At 40.3% G+C, this 22,060-nt stretch carries 18 protein-coding genes and 2 pseudogenes; 6 read left to right on the top strand and 14 right to left on the bottom strand.

Features of this window, described 5'->3' with window-relative positions:
- Positions 1-171: 171 nt before the first annotated feature.
- The 6 genes from L5B76_RS10180 to L5B76_RS10155 are packed head-to-tail and all read right to left on the bottom strand — an operon-like array spanning position 172 to position 7,030.
- Positions 172-1,659 (bottom strand): UxaA family hydrolase, encoded by a 1,488-nt coding sequence (locus tag L5B76_RS10180; protein ID WP_265755334.1) that lies wholly within the window; start codon positions 1,657-1,659, stop codon positions 172-174.
- A gap of 1 nt (position 1,660) precedes the next feature.
- A complete protein-coding gene (locus L5B76_RS10175) occupies positions 1,661-3,130 on the bottom strand; it encodes a tagaturonate reductase (protein ID WP_265755333.1) in 1,470 nt (489 codons plus the stop codon).
- A 21-nt stretch (positions 3,131-3,151) separates the two neighbouring features.
- On the bottom strand, positions 3,152-4,444 hold the full coding sequence (locus L5B76_RS10170) for a TRAP transporter large permease (RefSeq protein ID WP_265755332.1): 1,293 nt from the start codon (positions 4,442-4,444) through the stop codon (positions 3,152-3,154).
- 3 nt (positions 4,445-4,447) lie between these two features.
- Positions 4,448-4,936, bottom strand: a complete 489-nt coding sequence (locus L5B76_RS10165; protein ID WP_265755331.1) for a TRAP transporter small permease — start codon at positions 4,934-4,936, stop codon at positions 4,448-4,450.
- A 59-nt stretch (positions 4,937-4,995) separates the two neighbouring features.
- On the bottom strand, positions 4,996-5,982 hold the full coding sequence (locus tag L5B76_RS10160; protein WP_265755330.1) for a C4-dicarboxylate TRAP transporter substrate-binding protein: 987 nt from the start codon (positions 5,980-5,982) through the stop codon (positions 4,996-4,998).
- Between the two features lie 40 nt (positions 5,983-6,022).
- Positions 6,023-7,030 (bottom strand): zinc-binding alcohol dehydrogenase family protein, encoded by a 1,008-nt coding sequence (locus L5B76_RS10155; protein ID WP_265755329.1) that lies wholly within the window; start codon positions 7,028-7,030, stop codon positions 6,023-6,025.
- A 215-nt stretch (positions 7,031-7,245) separates the two neighbouring features.
- On the opposite strand from L5B76_RS10155, the gene L5B76_RS10150 reads away from it, so the two are divergent.
- Positions 7,246-8,094: a GntR family transcriptional regulator gene (locus L5B76_RS10150; protein WP_265755327.1), complete on the top strand. Its 849-nt coding sequence runs from the start codon at positions 7,246-7,248 to the stop codon at positions 8,092-8,094.
- Positions 8,095-8,547: 453 nt separating this feature from the next.
- Here the strand turns inward: L5B76_RS10150 and mreD are convergent, their stop codons facing one another.
- From mreD to uvrA, 5 genes and pseudogenes are all read right to left on the bottom strand, one after another.
- Positions 8,548-9,036, bottom strand: coding sequence for a rod shape-determining protein MreD (mreD, locus tag L5B76_RS10145; RefSeq protein ID WP_265755326.1), 489 nt, complete (start codon positions 9,034-9,036; stop codon positions 8,548-8,550).
- Positions 9,036-10,079, bottom strand: a complete 1,044-nt coding sequence (mreC, locus tag L5B76_RS10140) for a rod shape-determining protein MreC (protein WP_115248678.1) — start codon at positions 10,077-10,079, stop codon at positions 9,036-9,038. The genes mreD and mreC overlap by 1 nt, the downstream gene beginning before the upstream one ends.
- A gap of 83 nt (positions 10,080-10,162) precedes the next feature.
- The gene (locus tag L5B76_RS10135; protein WP_194750583.1) at positions 10,163-11,209 is read right to left on the bottom strand and encodes a rod shape-determining protein; all 1,047 of its coding nucleotides are present in this window, start codon (positions 11,207-11,209) and stop codon (positions 10,163-10,165) included.
- Positions 11,210-11,357: 148 nt separating this feature from the next.
- Positions 11,358-12,143, bottom strand: a pseudogene (locus L5B76_RS10130) (ATP-binding cassette domain-containing protein); the annotation flags it as partial.
- Between the two features lie 62 nt (positions 12,144-12,205).
- A complete protein-coding gene (gene uvrA, locus L5B76_RS10125) occupies positions 12,206-15,034 on the bottom strand; it encodes an excinuclease ABC subunit UvrA (RefSeq protein ID WP_265755325.1) in 2,829 nt (942 codons plus the stop codon).
- A 438-nt stretch (positions 15,035-15,472) separates the two neighbouring features.
- Here uvrA and ssb point away from each other — a divergent pair, with 438 nt between their 5' ends.
- Positions 15,473-16,009 carry a single-stranded DNA-binding protein gene (ssb, locus tag L5B76_RS10120; RefSeq protein ID WP_265755324.1) on the top strand — a complete coding sequence of 179 codons (537 nt, stop codon included), beginning with the start codon at positions 15,473-15,475 and terminating at the stop codon, positions 16,007-16,009.
- Between the two features lie 182 nt (positions 16,010-16,191).
- Here ssb and L5B76_RS10115 read toward each other — a convergent pair.
- Together L5B76_RS10115 and L5B76_RS10110 are read right to left on the bottom strand one after the other, a co-directional pair.
- A pseudogene (locus L5B76_RS10115) lies at positions 16,192-16,296 on the bottom strand (helix-turn-helix domain-containing protein); the annotation flags it as partial.
- Between the two features lie 41 nt (positions 16,297-16,337).
- Positions 16,338-16,742, bottom strand: coding sequence for a LysR substrate-binding domain-containing protein (locus L5B76_RS10110; protein ID WP_265755322.1), 405 nt, complete (start codon positions 16,740-16,742; stop codon positions 16,338-16,340).
- Between L5B76_RS10110 and L5B76_RS10105 the strand changes: the two genes are divergently transcribed.
- A complete protein-coding gene (locus L5B76_RS10105; RefSeq protein ID WP_265755320.1) occupies positions 16,737-17,336 on the top strand; it encodes an alpha/beta hydrolase in 600 nt (199 codons plus the stop codon). The genes L5B76_RS10110 and L5B76_RS10105 overlap by 6 nt on opposite strands.
- A gap of 5 nt (positions 17,337-17,341) precedes the next feature.
- Here L5B76_RS10105 and L5B76_RS11625 read toward each other — a convergent pair whose 3' ends face one another.
- The gene (locus L5B76_RS11625) at positions 17,342-17,506 is read right to left on the bottom strand and encodes a hypothetical protein (protein ID WP_326938263.1); all 165 of its coding nucleotides are present in this window, start codon (positions 17,504-17,506) and stop codon (positions 17,342-17,344) included.
- A gap of 277 nt (positions 17,507-17,783) precedes the next feature.
- Here L5B76_RS11625 and fmt point away from each other — a divergent pair, with 277 nt between their 5' ends.
- The 3 genes from fmt to trkA all read left to right on the top strand — a co-directional run bounded on the left by fmt (position 17,784) and on the right by trkA (position 22,015).
- Positions 17,784-18,743 carry a methionyl-tRNA formyltransferase gene (gene fmt, locus L5B76_RS10100; RefSeq protein ID WP_265755319.1) on the top strand — a complete coding sequence of 320 codons (960 nt, stop codon included), beginning with the start codon at positions 17,784-17,786 and terminating at the stop codon, positions 18,741-18,743.
- Positions 18,743-20,089 carry a 16S rRNA (cytosine(967)-C(5))-methyltransferase RsmB gene (gene rsmB, locus L5B76_RS10095; protein WP_265755318.1) on the top strand — a complete coding sequence of 449 codons (1,347 nt, stop codon included), beginning with the start codon at positions 18,743-18,745 and terminating at the stop codon, positions 20,087-20,089. The genes fmt and rsmB overlap by 1 nt, the downstream gene beginning before the upstream one ends.
- Positions 20,090-20,638: 549 nt before the next feature.
- Positions 20,639-22,015: a Trk system potassium transporter TrkA gene (gene trkA / locus L5B76_RS10090; RefSeq protein WP_265755316.1), complete on the top strand. Its 1,377-nt coding sequence runs from the start codon at positions 20,639-20,641 to the stop codon at positions 22,013-22,015.
- The last annotated feature ends 45 nt before the right edge of the window (positions 22,016-22,060 follow it).

Raw genomic sequence — 22,060 nt, 5'->3', positions numbered from 1 at the left:
GTGTACCAAGGAAAAAGCCTCGCTTTTGGGCGAGGCTAAGAACAATTATTAGGAAAATATTAGGAAGAATAAGCGCTTTTTAAATTAACGTGGTTATTATTTATAATAACATAAGAGATTTTTTATTGGATCCATTATATCTTCTTAGTCTCGCTAGAAGTTTTAACCCCATTAGAGTGTTACACCACTTTTGAAAATAGCCAATTCTCTGAACTCATTAATTTCATTTTTAGTGGGTTGACCATTTACAATATTAACAACTAAATCAATGAAGTCATTGAGTAACTCATTCATAGTCATATTATGGACTAAACGACCTGCATCAAAATCAATCCAATGCTTTTTCTTCTGAGCGAGTTCGCTGTTTGTAGCAATTTTCATCGTTGGAACGAAGCCACCATAAGGTGTGCCGCGACCAGTTGTGAATAACACCATATGACAGCCTGCACCAGCTAAAGCACTGGTTGCAACAGCATCATTGCCTGGGGCGCTTAATAAATTTAATCCTTTAGTTTTTAAACGTTCGTTATACTTCAACACATCAATCACTTGGCTATGCCCTGCCTTTTGGGTACAACCTAGGGATTTATCTTCTAATGTGGTGATGCCGCCGGCTTTATTTCCGGGTGAGGGATTTTCATAAATTGGTTGATTGTGTTGAATGAAATATTGTTTAAAGTTATTCACCATTTCGACAGTCTTATGAAAGATTTTTTCGTTTTGGCAATGGCTCATTAAAATGTGTTCAGCGCCAAACATTTCTGGTACTTCTGTAAGAACCGTTGTGCCGCCGTGGCTGAGCAAATAATCGGAGAAATTACCTAACATTGGGTTTGCAGTAATACCTGAAAAACCATCTGAACCACCACATTCTAAACCAAATTTTACCTCACTTAATTTGCCAGCTTGGCGATGATCTTGGCGCATCTCTTGGTAAAGTTGTTGCAATAACTTTATCCCCGTTTCAATCTCGTCATCAAAATGTTGCGAAATCATAAATTTCACACGGTTTTGATCATATTCTCCAAGTGTTTTTTCAAAATCCGCCACTTGGTTATTTTCACAACCCAAGCCGATGACCAACACAGCCCCTGCATTGGGATGTTTCACCATATTTTGTAACATCATTTTTGTGTTCTCATGATCATCACCAAGTTGTGAACAACCATAGCTATGGTTAAAGGTAAATACACCATCAATGTCACTCAAATTATTCTGCTGTATAAATCGCTTCCTGATTTGATTTGCAATTCCTACAACGCAACCTACAGTTGGAATAATCCAGAGTTCATTACGAATAGCAATATCTCCGTTCTTACGACGATAAATTTGTACATCGCGATCAGGGGGTTGCTTCGAAAGTGTAGTCAATTCTGGCAAATATTTATAATCATTAATATCACTTAAATTAGTTTTCACATTATGTACGTGAATATGTTCACCGGCAGTAATATTTAATAATGTATGACCAATTGGGTAGCCGTATTTCACCACATTTTGATAGGCTAAAATATCAGTTAAAGCAAATTTATGTCCACGGTTAATATCTGTTTTTAAGATAATTTGTTGCCCTTCAACATTAAGTAATGTACCAGCCTTTAGATCTTGTAATGCAACAGCAACATTATCTTTATTATGAATTTTGATAAACTGCTTCATATCAAATTCCTGCTGAGTTTGTACAATATTGGCGTAATGCGTGGCGCATTCCTTTTTCCAAAATAGTTTCAAGTTGGTTTGTAATCGTTTCTACCAAGCCAGTAACTTTTGTTAAATCTTGTTCCCAATGTTCCTCTTGTTTTAACACATTGGAAACGAGTTGACGTAAGGTTAACTCACCAGTAGCAACTTGTAGCCACCATATTTTAAAATTCATTAACCAATATTCATCATCTTGTAATGGAATTTCTTGTCCATTGCGCTCACCACGATAGAAAGCAATTAATGCCGCTAATGCAAAAGTTAAGTGCGGTGGTAATTTGCCAAATTTTTCTACATAAGCATTTAATTGTGGTAAATTACGTGTGCGGTATTTTGTCATACTATTCAAGGAAATAGATAACAACTGATGTTGAATAAATGGATTTTGGAAACGTTTAATTACGGCATCAGCAAATTGTTGTAATTCATCTTTAGGTAATGACAATACGGGGATAATTTCTGTATCTATTGTGTTTTTAACAAATTGGCAAAGCGCATTGTCATTCATTGCTTCTCCGACAGTGTTCACATCGCATAAATATGCAACTGGAACAAGAGCGGTATGTGCTCCATTTAAAATAGCGACTTTGCGTTCTTTGTAAGGTTTAATATCATCAACAATTAATACATTCAGATCAATTTGATCCAAATGTAATAGCTTTTCTAATGATTTAGGTCCTTGGATTACAAATAAATAAAAGAATTCTGCTGTATCTAAAAATCTATCTTTATAACCTAATTCTGCTTCAATCTTTTCAGCTTCATTACGTGGGTAACCCGTTACTATTCTATCAACTAAAGTTGAACAAAATGTATTAGCTGTTTCTAACCATTCAATAAATTCAGCAGATAAATTCCATTCTTTAGCATATTGAAAAACAAGATCTTTTAATTGTTCGCCGTTGTAATCAATTAATTCGCAGGGGAATAAAATAAAACCATTGTCCTTGTTTCCCTTTACTACTGTAAATCGTTCATATAATAAACGCGTTAATTTAGCTGGATAGCTCACTTGTGGACGGTCATCAAATTTATCACCTGCATAATAACTAACTCCAGCTTCAGTAGTATTTGAGAAAATAAATTTTATATCCAGGTTATGGGCTAGATTTAAATACTCATCATAACTTTGATAAATATTAATTTCATTGTTAACTGAGCGAATGATACGACTTTCTTCTGCTTGATTGCCAGCATTATCTAAACCTCGAATAATCGTGGTGTACAGCCCATCTTGGGTATTAAGTAAAGGGGGAAAATCTGTATTGATTGGGCGAATAATTGTTACCCCTGCATTTAAATCTGTTTTCTCATTTAAAAGATCAATTTGCCAATCAATAAAAGCGCGCAGGAAGTTACCTTCACCAAATTGAATAATTTTTGTTGGGTGCTGCCGACCAGGAAAATCAGTTCTATTTAATTGTTTCATTTTATTTATCCTTCAGTTTTATTATTGTGCTACACCATAGACTAGATTCGGTAACCATGTTGTAATCGCCGGAATGTAGGTTAGAAGAACAAGCTCTAATAAGAGCAAGCTCCAGAATGGAATAACGTCTTTAATAAATTTCTCAATGGGTACTTCTGTGATAGAACAAGTTGTAAACATTACCGTGCCTAATGGCGGAGTAATTGTGCCAATAGCGCCATTGAAGATAAATACAATACCAAAATGAATCGGATCGATACCGTATGAATGTGCTATTGGTGCAAGCAATGGAGCTAATACAATCATAATGGCATTACCTTCTAGGAACATACCTAAAATTAATAAGGAAACATTCACTAACATTAAGAATGCGATCGGACTATCTACAACTGTTGTCATCCAAGCGGCTAATGCTTGCGGAACGCGTTCCCAAGTTAAAAATTTAGAGAATGAAACGGCGACACAAATGATCAATAGTACATTTGCAGCACCTAATGCAGATTCCCGCGTTGCTAGCCATAATTTTTTGGCATCCATATTTCGATAAATGAACATACCAAGAATAAGTGCATAAATCACTGCAACAGCACCAGCTTCCGTAGGTGTAAATACTCCCATACGAATGCCGCCAATAATAATGATTGGTAATAAAAGTGCTAATACAGCATCTTTGGCTGATATGGCAATTTCTTTACAGCTTGCACGTTTTTCTCGAATTGGTAAGTAGCCACGTTTTTTAGAAATAATTGATACTAAGAACATCATTAAGATACAGAGCATAATACCAGGCATAATACCAGCTAAAAATAATCGACCAATAGAGACATTATTTACATAACCGTAAATAATCATAGCAATGCCAGGTGGAATAATTGGTGTGATTAATGAACCAGCTGCAGTTACAGCAGCAGAAAATGAGGCACTATAACCACGGGCGACCATTTGCGGTACAAGTAATTTAGAGTTCATCGCGGCATCTGCAATATTTGAACCTGATAAACCGCCCATTAATGTACTTAAGGCAACGTTTACTTGCGCCAGCCCACCATTCATATGACCAGTAAGCACTTCGCAGAACTTTAATAGCCGCTCACTAATTCCCGTATGGTTCATAAAGACACCAGCCATAATAAAAAAGGGTATTGCAAGTAAAGTGACACTCTCTAGACCACCAGCTAAGCGTTGAATGAGAATAACCATTGGCTGATGGCTCATTAAGAAATAAGTTAACGTTGAACAGAAAATACAGAATGCAACAGGTGTGCCAATAACAAAGAGAATTAATAAAATTGAAATTGGAATAATAACGTCCATAATTTAATCCCCTGCATTAATTTTTAAGTAATATACGATTTTTCTTAATTCATAATAGAACATAAATAATGCACTAATTGGAATAATGGCGTATATGTACACATAAGAAAATTGCAATGCTGGTGTAAAACGCATCTTTGACATAGGCAGTAATTTGAAGCCTAAATAAATCATAAAACCTAAGCAGAAAATCATAATTAATGGCTGAAGAACTCCGTCAATGAAATTTGCAACTTTGGATGGAATTTTAGTTAATAGATAATCAATACGAATTAATTCGTTATTTTTACATAATGCGCTGGAGGCTAAGAATGTAAACCAAATAAAAAATACAATACAGATTTCCTCAACCCAAGCACTAGGTGTATTTAAGAAATATCTCATTACAACACCATAGCCAGAAAGCAGGACAATTAATGCTAAGAAAAATGATGCAAGTATTTCATCAATATCACTTAGCCAAAATTTCTTTTCGTTAATTGGCATATTCATACTAGAACCTCTTGAGAGAAGAAGGTATCTGCCGGAACAGATACCTAATTATAGAGAAATTAGAATTGTGCTAATTTTTCTTGAACATTTTTGTATAAGTTAGGTGACCACTCAGGAAAACCAGTTGAAATTACATCAGTTACAGATTTTTCAAATGCCGCTAAATCAACTTCATTAATAGTTACGCCTGCCGTTTTTAGTTTATTTAATGCTTCTTTTTCAGCATCATTAATTAATTCAGCACCATAAGCCACCATTTCACGACTAGTATCAATAATGATTTTTTGTTGTTCAGGAGTTAAACTTTTCCAAAATGGTGTACCCGCTACAAACGGAGACATATGTTTAGTATGTGCAGTTAAGCTGAGGTTTTTAGCTACTTCATAGAATTTACCGCCAAATAAAACGACAGCGGGGTTTTCTAAGCCATCAACAATACCTTCGGATAAGCCGGGGTAAACATCAGATAATGACATTGGCGTTGGAACCCCACCCATTGCTTTGATGGTTTCAAAGAATAAACGCGAGTGTTGAACACGAACTTTCACCCCTTTTAGATCTTCAGGTTTTGTAACTTGTTTTTTCGTTAATAAGTGACGAGTACCATAAACCACATCAGGAACAATGATATGAACTTCATATTTATCTAATTTTGCACTGAGATCTTTAAACCAATCAGAATGAAGTAATTTAGATTTTTTCTCGAAAGATTGGCTGATATAAGGCGCATTAATAACACCAAGATCTGGGACAAGATCCATTAATGCGCCATAATCGCTAATTGTAATGATATTAGAACCAAACTTCGCTTGTTCCATTACTTCTGTTTCGCTACCCAATTGGCTAGAAGGAAATAATTTGAAAATAATGTCGCCATTAGATTTTTCTTTAACTTTATCTGCCCAGAAGTGCATCGCTTTATCGATAGGTTCCCCAGGTTGGTTACCATAAGCAATCATAATCTCTGTTTTAGCTAGAGCATTAACAGAGAGACTTAATAAACTTACTGACAGAACGGTTTTAAATGACTTAGATAGTAGTTTCATAATGTCCTCACATAATTGAATTAAGCAGGGTTATTAACGATTAGCGAAGAATCACGCTTTTAATTAGCGCTTTATTCTTGATAATTTTTTCCTCATAAATATCAGCTAACTCATCATATCTGAATGTATGAGTTAACATCATATTGGCAGAGATTTTGTCTTCAGCCATTAATTGCTGAACTTTTTCAAAATCTTCTAAGGTTGCATTACGACTTCCCATTAAAGTAGTTTCTTTTTTGTGGAAATCAGGATCATTAAATTCAATTGTACCTTTATGTAAACCAACAAAAACAATGCGACCACCGTGGCGAATTAAGTACACAGTATTATTCATTGCTTTTTGGTTACCTGTTGCATCAATAACAACTTCAGGTTTCATACCATTGAAATAATCTTCTATTTTCTCATTAATAGGATCAAAGGTTGGTAGCATAGGCATATGATCATTAATGTGCGCTCGGCGTTCAGCACTAGTGTCCGCAATGACAACATTTGCCTTGTCAGCATATGCAATTGCTGCTGCGCCAAGACCAATGGGACCAGCTCCCACAACAAGTACATCTGTTCCCTTACTAACTTGAGCACGACGCACCGCATGCGCACTAATTGCAAATGGTTCAATTAAAGCACCTGCAGCATCATCAACATTATCTGCAATAGGAATGAGGTTGGTCGCTGGTACTGTCATATATTCACTAAATGCACCATCCTCATGAACCCCAATGACAGAAATATTTTCACAGCAATTTGTTTTACCACTTAAACAAGCCCCACATTTGCCACAAGCAACATAAGGAATTAATGCGACACGTTGACCAACTTTAAAATTAGTAACATTTTGTCCAATTTCTACAATCTTACCGCTTGCCTCATGACCTAATATACGTGGATATTCAAAGAACGGCTGATTACCGCAATAAGCGTGAATATCTGTCCCGCAAATACCAATAGCCGAGACTTTCATTACTACGCTATTTTCTTTAGCTTTTGGTATATCTCGCTCTTCGTAAACAAGTTTAAATGGTTGCTTACAAACTAAAGTTCTCATTTTCATCCCTCAAATATGATTTAGTAACTTCTGTATAAGCATTATTATGAAGATGAATCGAAAAATCTTTTTTTCATTGTATAATTGTGATAATTAAACGATTTTTATGCTTTTTATCTGCTTTTTATTTCTGTAAGCTTATTTTTAGAGAATGCGCAATGGCGAAGAATTTGAATATACGGATTGATATTATTAATCAGCTAATAGATGCTTGTATGACAGAGCAATTCAAAGATTGCTTACCATCACAGGCTAGTCTTGCCGCAATTTATAATGTTAGCAGAACGACCATAAAACACGCTGTAGATTATTTACTTGATATCGGAGTATTAAAAGCTGAAAAGCATCGGCTAATTATAATAAGAAAGCCTTCAGATAAAGATAAGAAATCTTATATACGAATTGCTAAAAATAGTGACAATAATTTTCTCGTATTTGAAAGTTACCTGCAAAGTGCGGTGCAAAAAAAGCAAATTAATCCGAGAGATATTTTCACTGAGTTAGAGTTGGCAAAAACTGCTCAAGTTGATATTCAAACAGTCAGAGCATACCTTACTCAATTTTCTCGTTTTCATTTAGTGGAAAAACTCGGGCGTGGACAGTGGAAATTACTTGAGTTTACCCGACATTATGCGGATAAACTTTTTGAGTTAAGAGAAATGTTGGAGTGCCATGCGCTAAAATGTTTTATTGATTTACCTGAAAATGACATTCGCTGGGTTGAAATGAAATACCTATATGAAGAACACAAGTTACTAAATAAAGATATTGTTAGTCGTTATACAGATTTTGGTGTGTTAGATCATAAATTTCATTCCCTCTTATTATCCGCTGCGGATAATCCGTTTATTAATGATTTTATTGAGCTAATTTCAATGATATTTCATTTCCATTATCAATGGGATAATAAAAACTTACAGACTCGTAATATTCTTGCTGTATCTGAACATTTAGCAATTCTAGGCCCCATTCTGGCAAAAGATTATGTCGCGGCGACACAAGCACTTAAAAGGCATTTACAAACCGCGAATAAAACACTAATGGCTGGCATATCCAATTTATAGTGAAAAATAGTGTACGTTTAGTAGAGCTTTTGCAATTTTTCAGAATATTATGTGACAATACATATTATTGGATATTTTATTCTCTTGTTAGTATTAATAATATACTATATGAGAAGGGAGCTCTCTAAATTTGTTCTTTTTCTCTTTTATGAAGGCAGTTATAGTGACTAACATTGTTAGAGCTCATCTAGGGTATGTTACATGAACGTTGTAAATATTTTGTTAGAAAGTTTTTTTCAAAAATAAAGTCAAAAGGTATTTTGACTTATTTTTTAGTCCTTGCATTAGCCTAATGTTAGGCATTTTGAACCCTACCAAAATAGTTTCACCAAGTTTATTTCAACTACAAAAACTTCATTGATATTGTATAAGTAAATGATAGCAAATTATCTATCTAATCTTATAATAAACTAAGAAAACAGATTTTACTAAATTTGCTACAGAATAGTCTTCTTAAACAATACCCAATTGTCTGGTAATTCTTCGCAATAGTAAAAACATCCAAGGCCATAATATGCCGCTGACAATGGCGCCGAAGGCTTCTTGCCAGTTGAAATCAGCACTATGCAGGAATAGTTCGATAATAAAAATACCAATGCGGATAGCGATGACGGAGAGAATAACCACAACGCCTTGCATCCATAGGGATAAATTGCGAATCATTATGTGATTTTTCGCGAGCAAATAGGCATATATGGAAAGTACTAGAGCGTGAACACCGAGAACCGAGCCGAGAACTAAATCCCACGCAACGCCAAGAACAAAGGCGGTGCCGACATTAACTTTGGACGGTAAGGCAAGCACCCAGTAGGTGAGAACTAAAATGATCCAAGCTGGCTTGAAGTTATGTAGGCTTGCTGGCCAAGGGATAATTTCTAAAACCATTGCGATTAAGCAAATCAGTAATACGGAAAAAATCTGCAAAATTAATCTGCCTTGCATTAGTCTTCCTCTCGATAAGGTTGTAATTCAGGATCAACAGGTTCAGAAGGGAGATCTAAAGGTTGATCAATATGTGATTCTTGTGTGTCTTTTGTTGGCTGATCAGCCTCACTTTCTTCCGTTACAGGCGTTTTGGGTAGTTTTTCCTGTGTTTGTGTCGCTAGGCGTTGACGCACGGTTTTTCGTACATCTTCAGGGCTAATCGTGCCTTTTCGGATATCTTCACTGTTTGGCCAGAGCAATAAAACATAGCGTAAGCGTTCCATTGAAGCAAGCGGTTTTGCCGTGATAGTAGCGAAATAATTTTTACCATCACGCGATACATTTTCCACAATGGCGACAGGGTAGCCTTCAAGGAAACGCCCACCTAGCCCTGATGTAACCAGTAAATCCCCTTTCACAATATCCACTGAGCGTGGCACGTTGTCTAGGGTGAGCTCATCACTGTGTCCCGTGCCACTGGCGATCACACGCACATCATTACGCAATACTTGCACAGGAATGGAATGGGTAACGTCCGTTAGTAACAGCACGCGACTAGTGTTGCTTCCTACAGAAATAATCTGCCCAACTACACCTTTTTCATCAATAACCGGTTGCCCCACATAAGCACCGTCATTTTCCCCTTGGTTAATGACCACTTGCTGGCGGTAAACATCGGTTTCTGCGGTTAAAACTTCAGCGATTTTTTTGTATTCATCTGTACGCAATGGCGAGTTTAGCAATAAGCGTAACCGTTGGTTTTCTACTTTCAGTTGATCCAATAACAATAAGTCGGCATTTTTTTCACGCAATTGCTCTCTTAGGACTTTGTTTTCGATTTGTAATTTGTTGGTATCAACAAGATTGTAAGACACGCCGTCTAAGACGGTTCTTGGTGTGTTGGCAAGATAATAAACGCTGCCGATGGCAGTTTCCATCACGCTGCGTACTTTGATCATCGTATTGGTTCGCCCGTCAGATAAAATCAATGCAATCGAGGCGATCAATGCGAAAGCGAGTCGAATGCCAAGGTAAGGGGCTTTTCCAAAGATTGGTTTCATTAATATTGCTCAGAATATCGCTTAGCAAGAAGTGCGGTCAAAAAAGTTGAAATTTTTGACCGCACTTTTATTCGCAATGAAAATTAGAAATCATCACTAAAGATATCAGCACCGTGCATATCTAATGCTTCGCCACCGCCACGAGCAACACAGGTCAGTGGATCATCAGCAACAATCACAGGTACGCCGGTTTCTTTCGATAATAAAATATCAATATTACGCAATAACGCACCACCACCCGTTAGCACGATACCGCGTTCAAAAATATCCGCAGCGTGTTCTGGTTGGCATTCTTCGAGCGCAGTACGCACTGCGGTAACAATGCCGTTTAATGGCTGTTGAATAGCTTCCAACACATCGCGTGAATTTAAGGTAAAGGTTCTTGGCGCACCCTCTGCAAGGTTGTGGCCGTGAACTTCTAGCTCTTTAATTTCATCACCTTCTTGAATATAGGCTGTACCAATTTCTTCTTTGATGCGCTCTGCGGTTGGTTCGCCAATGATAGAACCAAAAGTGCGGCGCACATAGGCGATAATGGCTTCATCAAAACGGTCGCCACCAATACGCACAGAAGAAGAATAAACAATACCATTTAAAGAAATCACCGCGACTTCAGTTGTACCGCCACCGATATCAATCACCATTGATCCTGTTGCGGTGGAAACAGGCAATTTTGCCCCGATTGCCGCAGCCATTGGCTCTTCAATTAAGTACACTTCGCGCGCGCCTGCACCTAAGGCAGATTCTTTAATTGCACGGCGTTCCACTTGGGTTGCGCCTGCTGGTACGCAGACTAAAACCCGTGGACTTGGGCGCATAAAGTTGCCGCTATGTACTTGTTTAATGAAGTATTGCAACATTTTTTCGGTTACCGAGAAATCCGCGATAACGCCATCTTTCATTGGGCGAATGGCTAAAATGCTTTTCGGTGTACGGCCGAGCATTAATTTTGCTTCTTTTCCTACTGCCGCAATGCTTTTCATCGATCCTGCACGGCCTTGACGAATTGCCACCACAGAAGGTTCATTTAGCACGATTCCTTGCCCTTTCACATAAATTAATGTGTTCGCTGTACCTAAATCAATAGAAAGATCGTTTGAGAATAAACCACGAATTTTTTTAAATAACATAAGAATTCCGTTAAAGTAACTGTATAAAAAACACTCACGCGTAAGTGTGAGAAAAATTGCGCTAAATGTATCAAAAAATCAGCATTGATGACAGAAATTTTTTATCAAATCTGCTGAAAAAATTACCGCACTTTTGTTTTATCCCGTTTTACTTTGCAAGAATTTGTTTTAAAAATCGTGCGGTGTGCGAACCTTTCACTTTCGCCACTTGCTCTGGTGTTCCTGTGGCAATAATTTCACCGCCGCCACTTCCCCCTTCAGGGCCAAGATCCACAATCCAGTCTGCAGTTTTAATCACATCTAAATTATGCTCAATCACCACAATGGTGTTACCCTGATCACGCAAGCGGTGCAGCACTTCAAGGAGCTGTTTAATGTCCGCAAAATGTAAGCCTGTTGTCGGTTCATCAAGAATATACAAGGTTTTTCCTGTATCACGTTTTGATAACTCGGTCGCCAATTTCACTCGTTGTGCTTCACCGCCAGATAGGGTGGTGGAAGATTGTCCTAGGCGAATATAGGATAGCCCCACGTCCATCAAGGTTTGCAATTTGCGCGCAATTTGTGGAATGGCATCGAAAAATTCACGCGCTTCTTCCACCGTCATATCCAACACTTGATTAATGGTTTTGCCTTTGTAACGAATTTCCAAGGTTTCACGATTGTAGCGTTTGCCTTTACACTGATCGCAAGGCACATACACATCGGGCAAGAAGTGCATTTCGACTTTGATCACCCCGTCCCCTTGGCAGGCTTCGCAACGTCCGCCACGCACGTTGAAACTAAAGCGCCCTGGGTTATAACCACGCGCACGGGATTCTGGCACGCCTGCGAATAATTCGCGAATTGGCGTGAATAATCCTGTGTAAGTAGCAGGATTGGAGCGCGGCGTGCGTCCAATTGGGCTTTGATCAATATCGATTACCTTGTCAAAAATAACAGAAATTTTTTATCAAATCTGCTGAAAAAATTACCGCACTTTTGTTTTATCCCGTTTTACTTTGCAAGAATTTGTTTTAAAAACCGTGCGGTGTGCGAACCTTTCACTTTCGCCACTTGCTCTGGTGTTCCAGTGGCAATGATTTCACCCCCGCCACTTCCCCCTTCAGGGCCAAGATCCACAATCCAATCCGCGGTTTTAATCACATCTAAATTATGCTCAATCACCACAATGGTGTTACCCTGATCACGCAAGCGGTGCAGCACTTCAAGAAGCTGTTTAATATCCGCAAAATGCAAGCCAGTTGTGGGTTCATCAAGAATATACAAGGTTTTTCCTGTATCACGTTTTGACAACTCGGTCGCCAATTTCACCCGTTGCGCCTCACCGCCAGACAAGGTAGTGGAAGATTGTCCTAGGCGAATATAGGATAGCCCCACGTCCATCAGGGTTTGCAATTTGCGTGCAATTTGTGGAATGGCATCGAAAAATTCACGCGCTTCTTCCACCGTCATATCCAACACTTGATTAATGGTTTTGCCTTTGTAGCGAATTTCCAAAGTTTCACGATTGTAGCGTTTGCCTTTACACTGGTCGCAAGGCACATACACATCGGGTAGGAAGTGCATTTCTACTTTGATCACCCCGTCCCCTTGACAGGCTTCGCAACGTCCGCCACGCACATTGAAACTAAAGCGCCCAGGGTTATAGCCACGCGCACGGGATTCTGGCACGCCTGCGAATAATTCGCGAATTGGTGTGAATAAGCCCGTGTAAGTGGCAGGATTGGAACGCGGTGTACGTCCAATCGGGCTTTGATCAATATCGATCACTTTGTCAAAAAATTCTAATCCTTGAATGGATTTATGCGGTGCGGCTTGCGCATTTTCCGCACGGTTTAAAGCACTCTGCGCCAGTGGGAATAGGGTATCGTTAATCAGCGTAGATTTGCCCGACCCTGAAACTCCTGTAACACAAGTAAACAAGCCCACAGGGATTTCTAAATTGACATTTTTCAGATTATTGCCTGAAGCACCTTTGAGTTTTAAGATTTTCTCTTTATCAAGTGCGGTGCGTTTTTTTGGAATTTCTATTTTTTCTTTGCCTGATAAGAATTTCCCCGTCAGTGAGTTTGGATTTTGCATAATTTCTTGCGCTGTACCTTGCGCCACCACGCTACCGCCGTGCACACCAGCACCTGGGCCAATATCAATAATGTGATCCGCGCTCAAAATGGCATCTTCATCGTGTTCCACCACAATCACCGTGTTACCTAAATTTCTTAGGTGAATCAAGGTGTTAAGTAAGCGCTCATTATCTCGTTGATGCAAGCCAATAGAAGGTTCATCAAGCACATACATCACGCCAACCAAACCCGCGCCAATTTGGCTAGCTAGACGAATACGTTGCGCTTCACCACCAGAAAGGGTTTCGGCAGAACGAGAAAGAGAAAGATAATTCAGCCCCACATTGACCAAAAATTGCAAGCGTTCTTTGATTTCTTTGAGAATTTTATCGGCAATTTGTGCGCGCTGTCCGCTTAGGGTAAGGTTATCCACAAAATTAAAGGCTTCACCGATGCTCTTTTCGGAAACCTCAGGCAGATTTGTTTCTCCAATAAAAACATTGCGCGCTTCAGGGCGTAAACGCGAGCCACCGCAATCCTTACAAGGACGCGTACTGATATTTTTCGCCAACTCCTCACGCACAGACATTGATTCTGTTTCTTTATAACGGCGCGCCATATTATTGAGAATGCCTTCAAAACTATGGCGGCGTAGCACCACATCGCCACGGTCATTCATATATTGGAATTCAATTTCTTCTTTGCCTGAACCGTGTAAAATAATGTGCTGAATTTTTTTCGGTAAATCTTCAAACGGGCTTTCCACATCAAAGCCATAATGTTTGGCGAGAGAAGCCAGCATCTGGTAATAATAGAAATTACGCCGATCCCAACCTTTAATCGCCCCACCTGCTAAGGAAATGCTTGGATTTTGCACCACGCGTTTTTCATCAAAATATTGCTGAACCCCCAAACCATCACAAGTTGGGCAAGCCCCTGCAGGGTTATTAAAGGAAAACAAGCGCGGCTCAAGTTCAGGCACGGAATAACCACAATGCGGACAAGCAAAATTCGCAGAAAACAGCAATTCTTCCGCTTTCGGGTCGTCCATATTCGCCACCACTGCCGTGCCACCAGAAAGTTCTAACGCAGTTTCAAAGGATTCCGCTAAACGGGTTGCCAAATCTGGACGCACTTTAAAGCGATCCACCACCACTTCAATGGTGTGCTTTTTCTGTAATTCTAATTTTGGTGGATCAGAAAGATCGCAAATTTCCCCATCAATTCTAGCGCGGATATAACCTTGCGCAGCAATATGTTCTAAAATTTTAATATGTTCCCCTTTGCGATCTTTCACCACTGGGGCAAGCAGCATCATTCTGCTTTCTTCTGGCAATGCCAGCACCTTATCCACCATCTGACTAATGGTTTGCGCCGCCAACGGAATATGATGATTTGGGCAGCGTGGTTCGCCTACTCGAGCAAATAGCAAACGCAAATAGTCGTGAATTTCCGTGATCGTCCCCACCGTAGAACGTGGATTGTGCGAGGTGGATTTCTGTTCAATGGAAATCGCAGGGGATAGCCCTTCAATATGATCCACATCTGGCTTTTCCATTAACGATAAAAACTGGCGCGCATACGCAGAAAGAGATTCTACATAACGGCGTTGCCCTTCGGCATAAAGGGTATCAAAGGCCAGTGAAGATTTCCCCGAGCCAGAAAGCCCTGTAATCACAATCAATTTATCACGCGGAATCGTCAGATTAATATTTTTTAAATTATGGGTTCTCGCCCCACGCACTTCTATTTTTTCCATAATCTTTTCGTCTGTTCAAGCAATTTAAGGTTATTTTGCGATCATTATCGCATAATCTGAAATGACTGTGCAAATATCCAGTTAATTTGTCTGGAATTAATAGCTTTTTCTCTTTTTTTAGGGCAAAATAACAAAAATTTTTACCACACTTTAGGGTCTGTTGATAACTCATTGTACATTTGAGTTATCGTTTAAAATTAGCGCAATCGCGGCGCTGTTCGAAATCAAGAGTGGTTCTCTTGGTGAGAACGGCAACAAAGAGTGTGCTAATTTTAAACATAACCCGAAGGGCTGGGGCTATTTTTTGTGATAACTGTGTTGAATGTGGTTTATTTAGAGTGGCTAAACTTCACCACATTCGCCTTGTTCTCACCAAAAATAGCCGCCAGCTCAAATGTACAATGAGTTATCAACAGACCCTAACAGACAGAGGAATTTATGGCTGGAGTAAACAAAGTTATTATCGTAGGAAACCTAGGAAATGACCCTGAAATTCGCACAATGCCAAATGGTGAAGCCGTGGCGAACATTAGCGTAGCAACCAGTGAAAGCTGGAAAGATAAAAATACCGGTGAACCCCGCGAAATTACCGAATGGCACCGCATTGTGCTCTATCGCCGTCAAGCAGAAGTGGCAGGCGAATATTTGCGCAAAGGCTCAAAAGTGTATGTTGAAGGGCGTTTAAGAACGCGCAAATGGCAAGATCAAAATGGCCAAGATCGCTACACTACAGAAATCCAAGGTGATGTGCTACAAATGCTAGACAGCCGCGCAGAACGTGGTCAAGGCGGCTATGCACCGCAAGGCGGGGGATATGCCCAACAAGGTGGTGGCTATGCAGCTCAACAAGGGGGCAATCAATATGCTCAACCTACACAGCCTGCATATCAAGCACCAAAAGCTGCACCACAACCAACACCCGCGCCGCAGCCAGTGATTGATGACGTGCCATTAGATGATGATATTCCTTTCTGAATTCCATATACATAAATTCTGTAAAAATACATCATAAAGATCAGAGAGAAACCTTACAAAACAAGGTTTCTCTTTTTTTTACATTAATTTTGATACAACATCTTTAATTTGATCATATTTATATATGAAATTTTTGTAAATTAATATAGATATGTATAGACTAGAAACAGTCCTTTTTTCAAATGGAGAATGTTTTCCTCTAGCCGCATTTCTAAATTTTTCATGCTGTGGCTTAAGGCTGAGGAAGAAATTCCCAATAGCTGTCCTGCTTTCACAAAACTAAACATAATTTATCTCAATAAAGATACGTTCTAAAATAACCGCACTTTTACCCTTTCAGTACCTCTACTAACGCCTTAAACAGAGGTGTGTTTTGACGGCGGCTTGGATAGTAAAGATGATAGCCTTCATAACTCATTGCATAGTCATTTAAGACTTCTACTACTTCCCCACGTTCTAGCTCTTTTGCCATTCTATCTTTCGGCATTAACGCCAAACCTAAATGAGACAGACAGGCTTTTTTCGCCAGAAAATTATTATTGACCACTAATCTTCCCGAAGGAGTAAATTTGATGGCCTCTTTCGTTTCAGGGGAACGAAATTCCCAAACAAAAATGCCCTCAGAAGTCGGCATACGTACACATAAACATTTATGTTTAACTAAATCGCTAATTGTTTGAGGCGTACCATTTTTTTCTAAATATTGCGGGGTCGCCATTAGTGCCATTTGCATATCATCGGAAATCCGAATGCGCCCTTTGCGATGATTGCCCCAGGCGGTGGTTTTGCTTACGTTGGTTCACTGCATGAGGGCTTTCCGATTGCGCAATCTATTGCCGAACAAGGCTATAACGCCTTTGTCGTGAAATATCGGGCTGGAATGGGCGGACAAATCGCCACCGAAGATATGGCTCAAGCCATTGAATTCGTCCGTAAAAATGCCAAAATGTTACAAGTCGATCCTAACAACTATTCCGTATGGGGAGCATCTGCTGGGGCAAGAATGGCAGCCTATATCGGCTCATACGGCACACAAGCGTTTGGCACAACACAAAACTCCAAGCCCAACAGCGTGATTATGCTCTACACAGGACACAACGATTACAACCGCCAAGGCGAACCAGCAACCTTTGTTGCTATCGGCGAACAAGACGGCATCGCATCACCAAATGTGATGAAACGCCGTCTTGAAAAACTCAACGAAATGGGGGTGCCAACAGAATTTCATCTTTATAAAAATCTTGGGCACGGTTTCGCATTAGGCAATGAAACAACGGCAGAAGGATGGGAAAAACAGGCTATTAAATTTTGGCAACAGCAACGTTAATATATTTACAAACAGTCGGATAATCGTTTGGCAGCTGTGTTCCGATGAATTTGGCAATCTTGTGATATAAACTCAATTTTTGTGTAAGGGTGTTTATAGAGATTATTCAGTAATTCGTGGCTATATATTTTCGGTGATTGACTACGGATTATTTGTTTATGTTGCTGCATTAATTGTGAATCTTTGCAAGACGCGCACAAATTTTTGCATTTCTTGTGTGCGTTTTCAAGACGTACACAAATTTTTAAGATTTTTGTATATAAGAGAATAGATATTCCCAATTGCCTACGAATTATGATAATGATGACAAAGTGCGGTGAAATTCTCACAAATTTTTCACCGCACTTTATTTTTAATCCGCCTTTCTTTCAGCATTCTTTTCACCCCAAGTCAAAAATACATTATACTTAACGCCAATTCCAACCTTGCATAATCAAGAGAAATGCGATGACAAAACCTTTAAATATTATTTTTGCGGGGACGCCAGAATTTGCCGCGCAGCATTTAGCGGCGCTGTTGAATTCAGAACATAAGGTGATTGCGGTTTATACGCAGCCAGACAAGCCAGCTGGACGGGGTAAGAAACTGCAAGCCAGTGCGGTGAAACAATTGGCGGAGCAGCATCAGATCCCTGTTTATCAGCCTAAATCCCTACGCAAAACGGAAGCGCAGCAGGAGCTGTCAGCACTGAATGCTGATGTGATGGTGGTGGTAGCTTATGGCTTAATTTTGCCGAAAGCAGTGTTGGACGCGCCAAGATTAGGCTGCCTGAATGTACACGGCTCAATTTTGCCCCGTTGGCGTGGGGCAGCGCCGATTCAGCGTGCGATTTGGGCGGGCGATGCGCAAACTGGCGTGACTATTATGCAAATGAATGAAGGCTTGGATACGGGCGATATGCTGCATAAAGTGTATTGCGACATCAGCCCTGAAGACACTTCTCTAAGCCTTTATCATAAGTTGGAACAGATTGCGCCAAATGCGTTGCTTGATGTGTTAAATGGCTTGGAAGCAGGGGAGTTTACGCCTGAAGCGCAAGATGATGCCCTTGCCAACTATGCCGATAAACTTTCTAAACAAGAAGCAAAATTGGATTGGCAACTTTCAGCGGCACAGCTTGAGCGTTGTATTCGCGCGTTTAATCCTTGGCCGATTAGCTATTTTGTTACCACGGATAAAGACGGCAACACACAGACTTTGAAAGTGTATCAAGCCACGGTACTACCACATCAAAATCAGCCAGCAGGCACGATTTTACAAGCGGATAAAAATGGTATTCAAATTGCCACCGCAGATGGCGTGTTAAATCTCACGCAGCTGCAACCTGCAGGTAAAAAGCCAATGTCAGCACAGGATTTACTCAATGGACGGGCAGATTGGTTCAGCGTGGGTAAGGTGTTGGCATAATGAAACAGGTAAAGGCAAAAACGCACAAAAAAAGCACCGCACTTTCTGCGCGTGCCGTGGCGGCTCAATATATTCTGCAAGTGTTGGATAAGGGGCAATCGCTTTCCACCTTGTTGGCGGAAAAAAATCCTGCGCTGAAAGAGCAAGATCTCTCTCTATTACAAGAAATTTGCTTTGGCGTGTGTCGCGTGTTGCCACGCTTAGAGCAAATTATTCAGTATTTGGTGGATAAGCCATTGAAAGGCAAAACGCGTCTTGTGCATTGTTTATTGTTGGTGGGATTGTATCAATTATTATATTTACGCACGCCCGATCACGCGGTGGTAGATGAAATGGTAAAAGCCGCACGAAGCCTAAAATTAGACAGTTTCAAAGGCTTGGTGAATGGCGTGCTACGCCGTTTCTTACGCGAGCAAGAGGGCATTTTGGCGAAAGTGGATAAGCATTGGCAAACCTTGCACCTTGAATGGCTTGTGAATAAGCTGAAAGAAGCCTATCCAAATTGGCGTGAGATTGTGGAAGCGAATAACCAACGGCCACCGATGTGGTTGCGCGTGAACCCGCAACATAGCAATGTGAACGGGTATTTAACCTTGTTGCAAGAGATTGATATTGAAGCGGCAAGTGCGGATCACCCACAGGCAATCCGCTTGGCTCAGGCGAAAAATGTCGCGCAATTGCCGCATTTCTCCGAAGGTTGGCTCACCGTGCAAGATTTGCACGCACAATGGTCGGGCTTATTGCTTGAGCCGCAAAATGGCGAATTGATTTTAGATGCCTGCGCTGCACCCGGTGGAAAAACCACGCATATTTTGGAACTTGCGCAACAAGCCAAGGTGGTGGCATTAGATGTGGAACCGCATCGATTGAAACGGGTGGAAGAAAATCTCGCACGAATGGGACAAAACGCCCTTGTTATTTGTGGTGATGCCAGCCAGCCAGATCAATGGTTTGCCCAAATTCAACAGCAGTTTGGCGAAAGTGCGGTGCAATTTGACCGAATTTTGCTTGATGCCCCTTGCTCCGCCACCGGTGTTATCCGCCGTCACCCCGATATAAAATGGCTGCGCAAAGAAAGCGACATCGCCCCTTTAGTGGCCTTACAAAAAGCCATTTTAACCGCGTTATGGCAATGCTTAAAACCAAATGGCGTCTTGCTCTACGCCACTTGCTCGTTATTGCCAGAAGAAAACTGCCAACAAATCAGCGAATTTTTACAACAACACCCCGAGGCAGAATTAATGCCCCTGCCATTCCCCGAACAAGAGCAGGTCGGCCATCAATTCTTCCCCCAAGAAAATCGCGGTGATGGATTTTATTACGCAAAATTGCGGAAAAAAGCGTAAAATTCACAAATTGTGTTTATGATAGAAAAATAAAAGTGCGGTCATATTTTCAAAAAACTTTAAAAAAATCTCACCGCACTTTAAATTTAAAATTGAGCGTGAAATATCGGACAATCCCCTTGTAAATTGCCCGAATGGAAATAAAATTTTTAGAAAAATCACGCCGAGCGAGAGCGAAGCGAACATCAGGCTGATTTTTCGTAAAGAAAATTTTATTGAAATAAGGAAAAGCAATTTAGTAGGGGTATCGTTTTCTTTGCTTACTTTCTTTTGGATAAGCAAAAGAAAGTAAGTCGCTCAACGAGCGAAACTCGTTATAACTACAAAGAAAAACGCAATTAGCTAAATGGCAAAACAACGCCGTATGGAAGTAAAAGAAATTTAGCGATGGTAGGGGACATTTTCTTTGCTTACGTTCCTTTTGGATAAGCAAAAGAAAGTAAGTCGCACAACGTGCGAAACTCGTTATAGAAACAAAGAAAAAGTCAATTAGCCAAATGGCTAAAACCCAAATAAAAATTAAATGCCACAAACAAAGAGATCACAACAATGAAAATCATCATTCTAGGCGCTGGCCAAGTTGGCACGACCCTTGCGGAAAATTTAGTGAGTGAGGATAACGACATCACCCTTGTGGATAACCAAGCGGATCGCCTGCTTGCTTTGCAAGATAAGCACGATTTGCGGGTGGTGAATGGCGTGGCATCTTCACCGAAAGTGTTGCGTGAGGCTGGGGCTGCTGATGCGGATTTAGTGGTGGCAGTAACCAATTCAGACGAAACCAATATGATCGCTTGCCAAGTGGCTTATACCTTATTTAACACGCCAACTAAGATCGCGCGTATTCGTAGTGCGGATTATTTGCGTGAGAAAAATAAACTTTTTCAGCCTGATGTGATCCCCATTGATCATATTATTTCGCCAGAAAAATTGGTTACCGATGAAATCGTTCGCTTGATTGATTACCCTGGGGCGTTGCAGGTTTCGCATTTTGCCAATGGGCGAATTAGTATTGTGGTGGTGAAAGCTTATTATGGTGGCCCTTTGGTGGGCTATGCGTTATCGGCGCTTAAAGAGCATCTGCCCCATATTGATTGCCGTGTGGTGTCAATTTTGCGTCAGGATAAGGTGATTCGTCCGCAAGGTTCAACCATTATTGAAGCAGGCGATGAAGTAACGTTCATTTGCGATACGATTCATATTAAAGCCATTATGAGCGAATTACAGCGCTTGGAGAAACCTTATAAACGCATAATGATTATTGGTGGCGGTAATATTGGTAGCGGCGTGGCGAAACGTTTGGAAGAGCAATGTTCAGTAAAATTGATTGAACGTAATCCTGAACGTGCCACTGCGTTGGCAGAGCGTTTGTCAAAGACGTTAGTTTTTTGCGGTGATGCTTCTGATCAATCCTTGTTATTTGAAGAACATATTGAAAATATTGATGTTTTTCTTTCGCTTACCAGTGATGATGAAGCGAACATTATGTCTGCCTTGCTCGCTAAACGCTTAGGGGCGAAAAAGGCGATGGTGCTGATCCAACGAATGGCATATATCAATTTATTGCAAGGGGGAACGCTGGATATTGTGGTTTCGCCACAGCAGGCGACCATTTCTGCCTTGCTTGGGCATATTCGTAAAGGTGATGTGGGCAGTGTGGTGTCATTACGTCACGGTATCGCCGAAGCCTTAGAAATTGTGGTACACGGTGAAGCGGAATCTTCTAATGTGATTGGGCGACAAGTATCTGACATCAAGTTACCTGCGGGGGCAATTATTGGCGCAGTGTTGCGTGGCGATGATGTGATGATTGCACGAAAAAGTTTAGTGATTGAAGAAGATGATCACATTGTGGTGTATGTGAGTGATAAAAAACATATTCCTGAAGTGGAAAAATTATTCCAGCCAAGTGCGTTTTTTATTTAGTCATAGACAAAAGCGCGGTGTAAAAAAGGGCAGATTTTTATCTGC

Origin of the sequence: Avibacterium sp. 21-594 (assembly GCF_026226815.1) — a bacterium.
In the GTDB taxonomy this organism is placed as follows: Bacteria; Pseudomonadota; Gammaproteobacteria; order Enterobacterales; family Pasteurellaceae; genus Avibacterium; species Avibacterium avium.
Note: the sequence above shows the minus strand (reverse complement) of the source record. Positions and strands in the feature narration are given on the sequence as shown.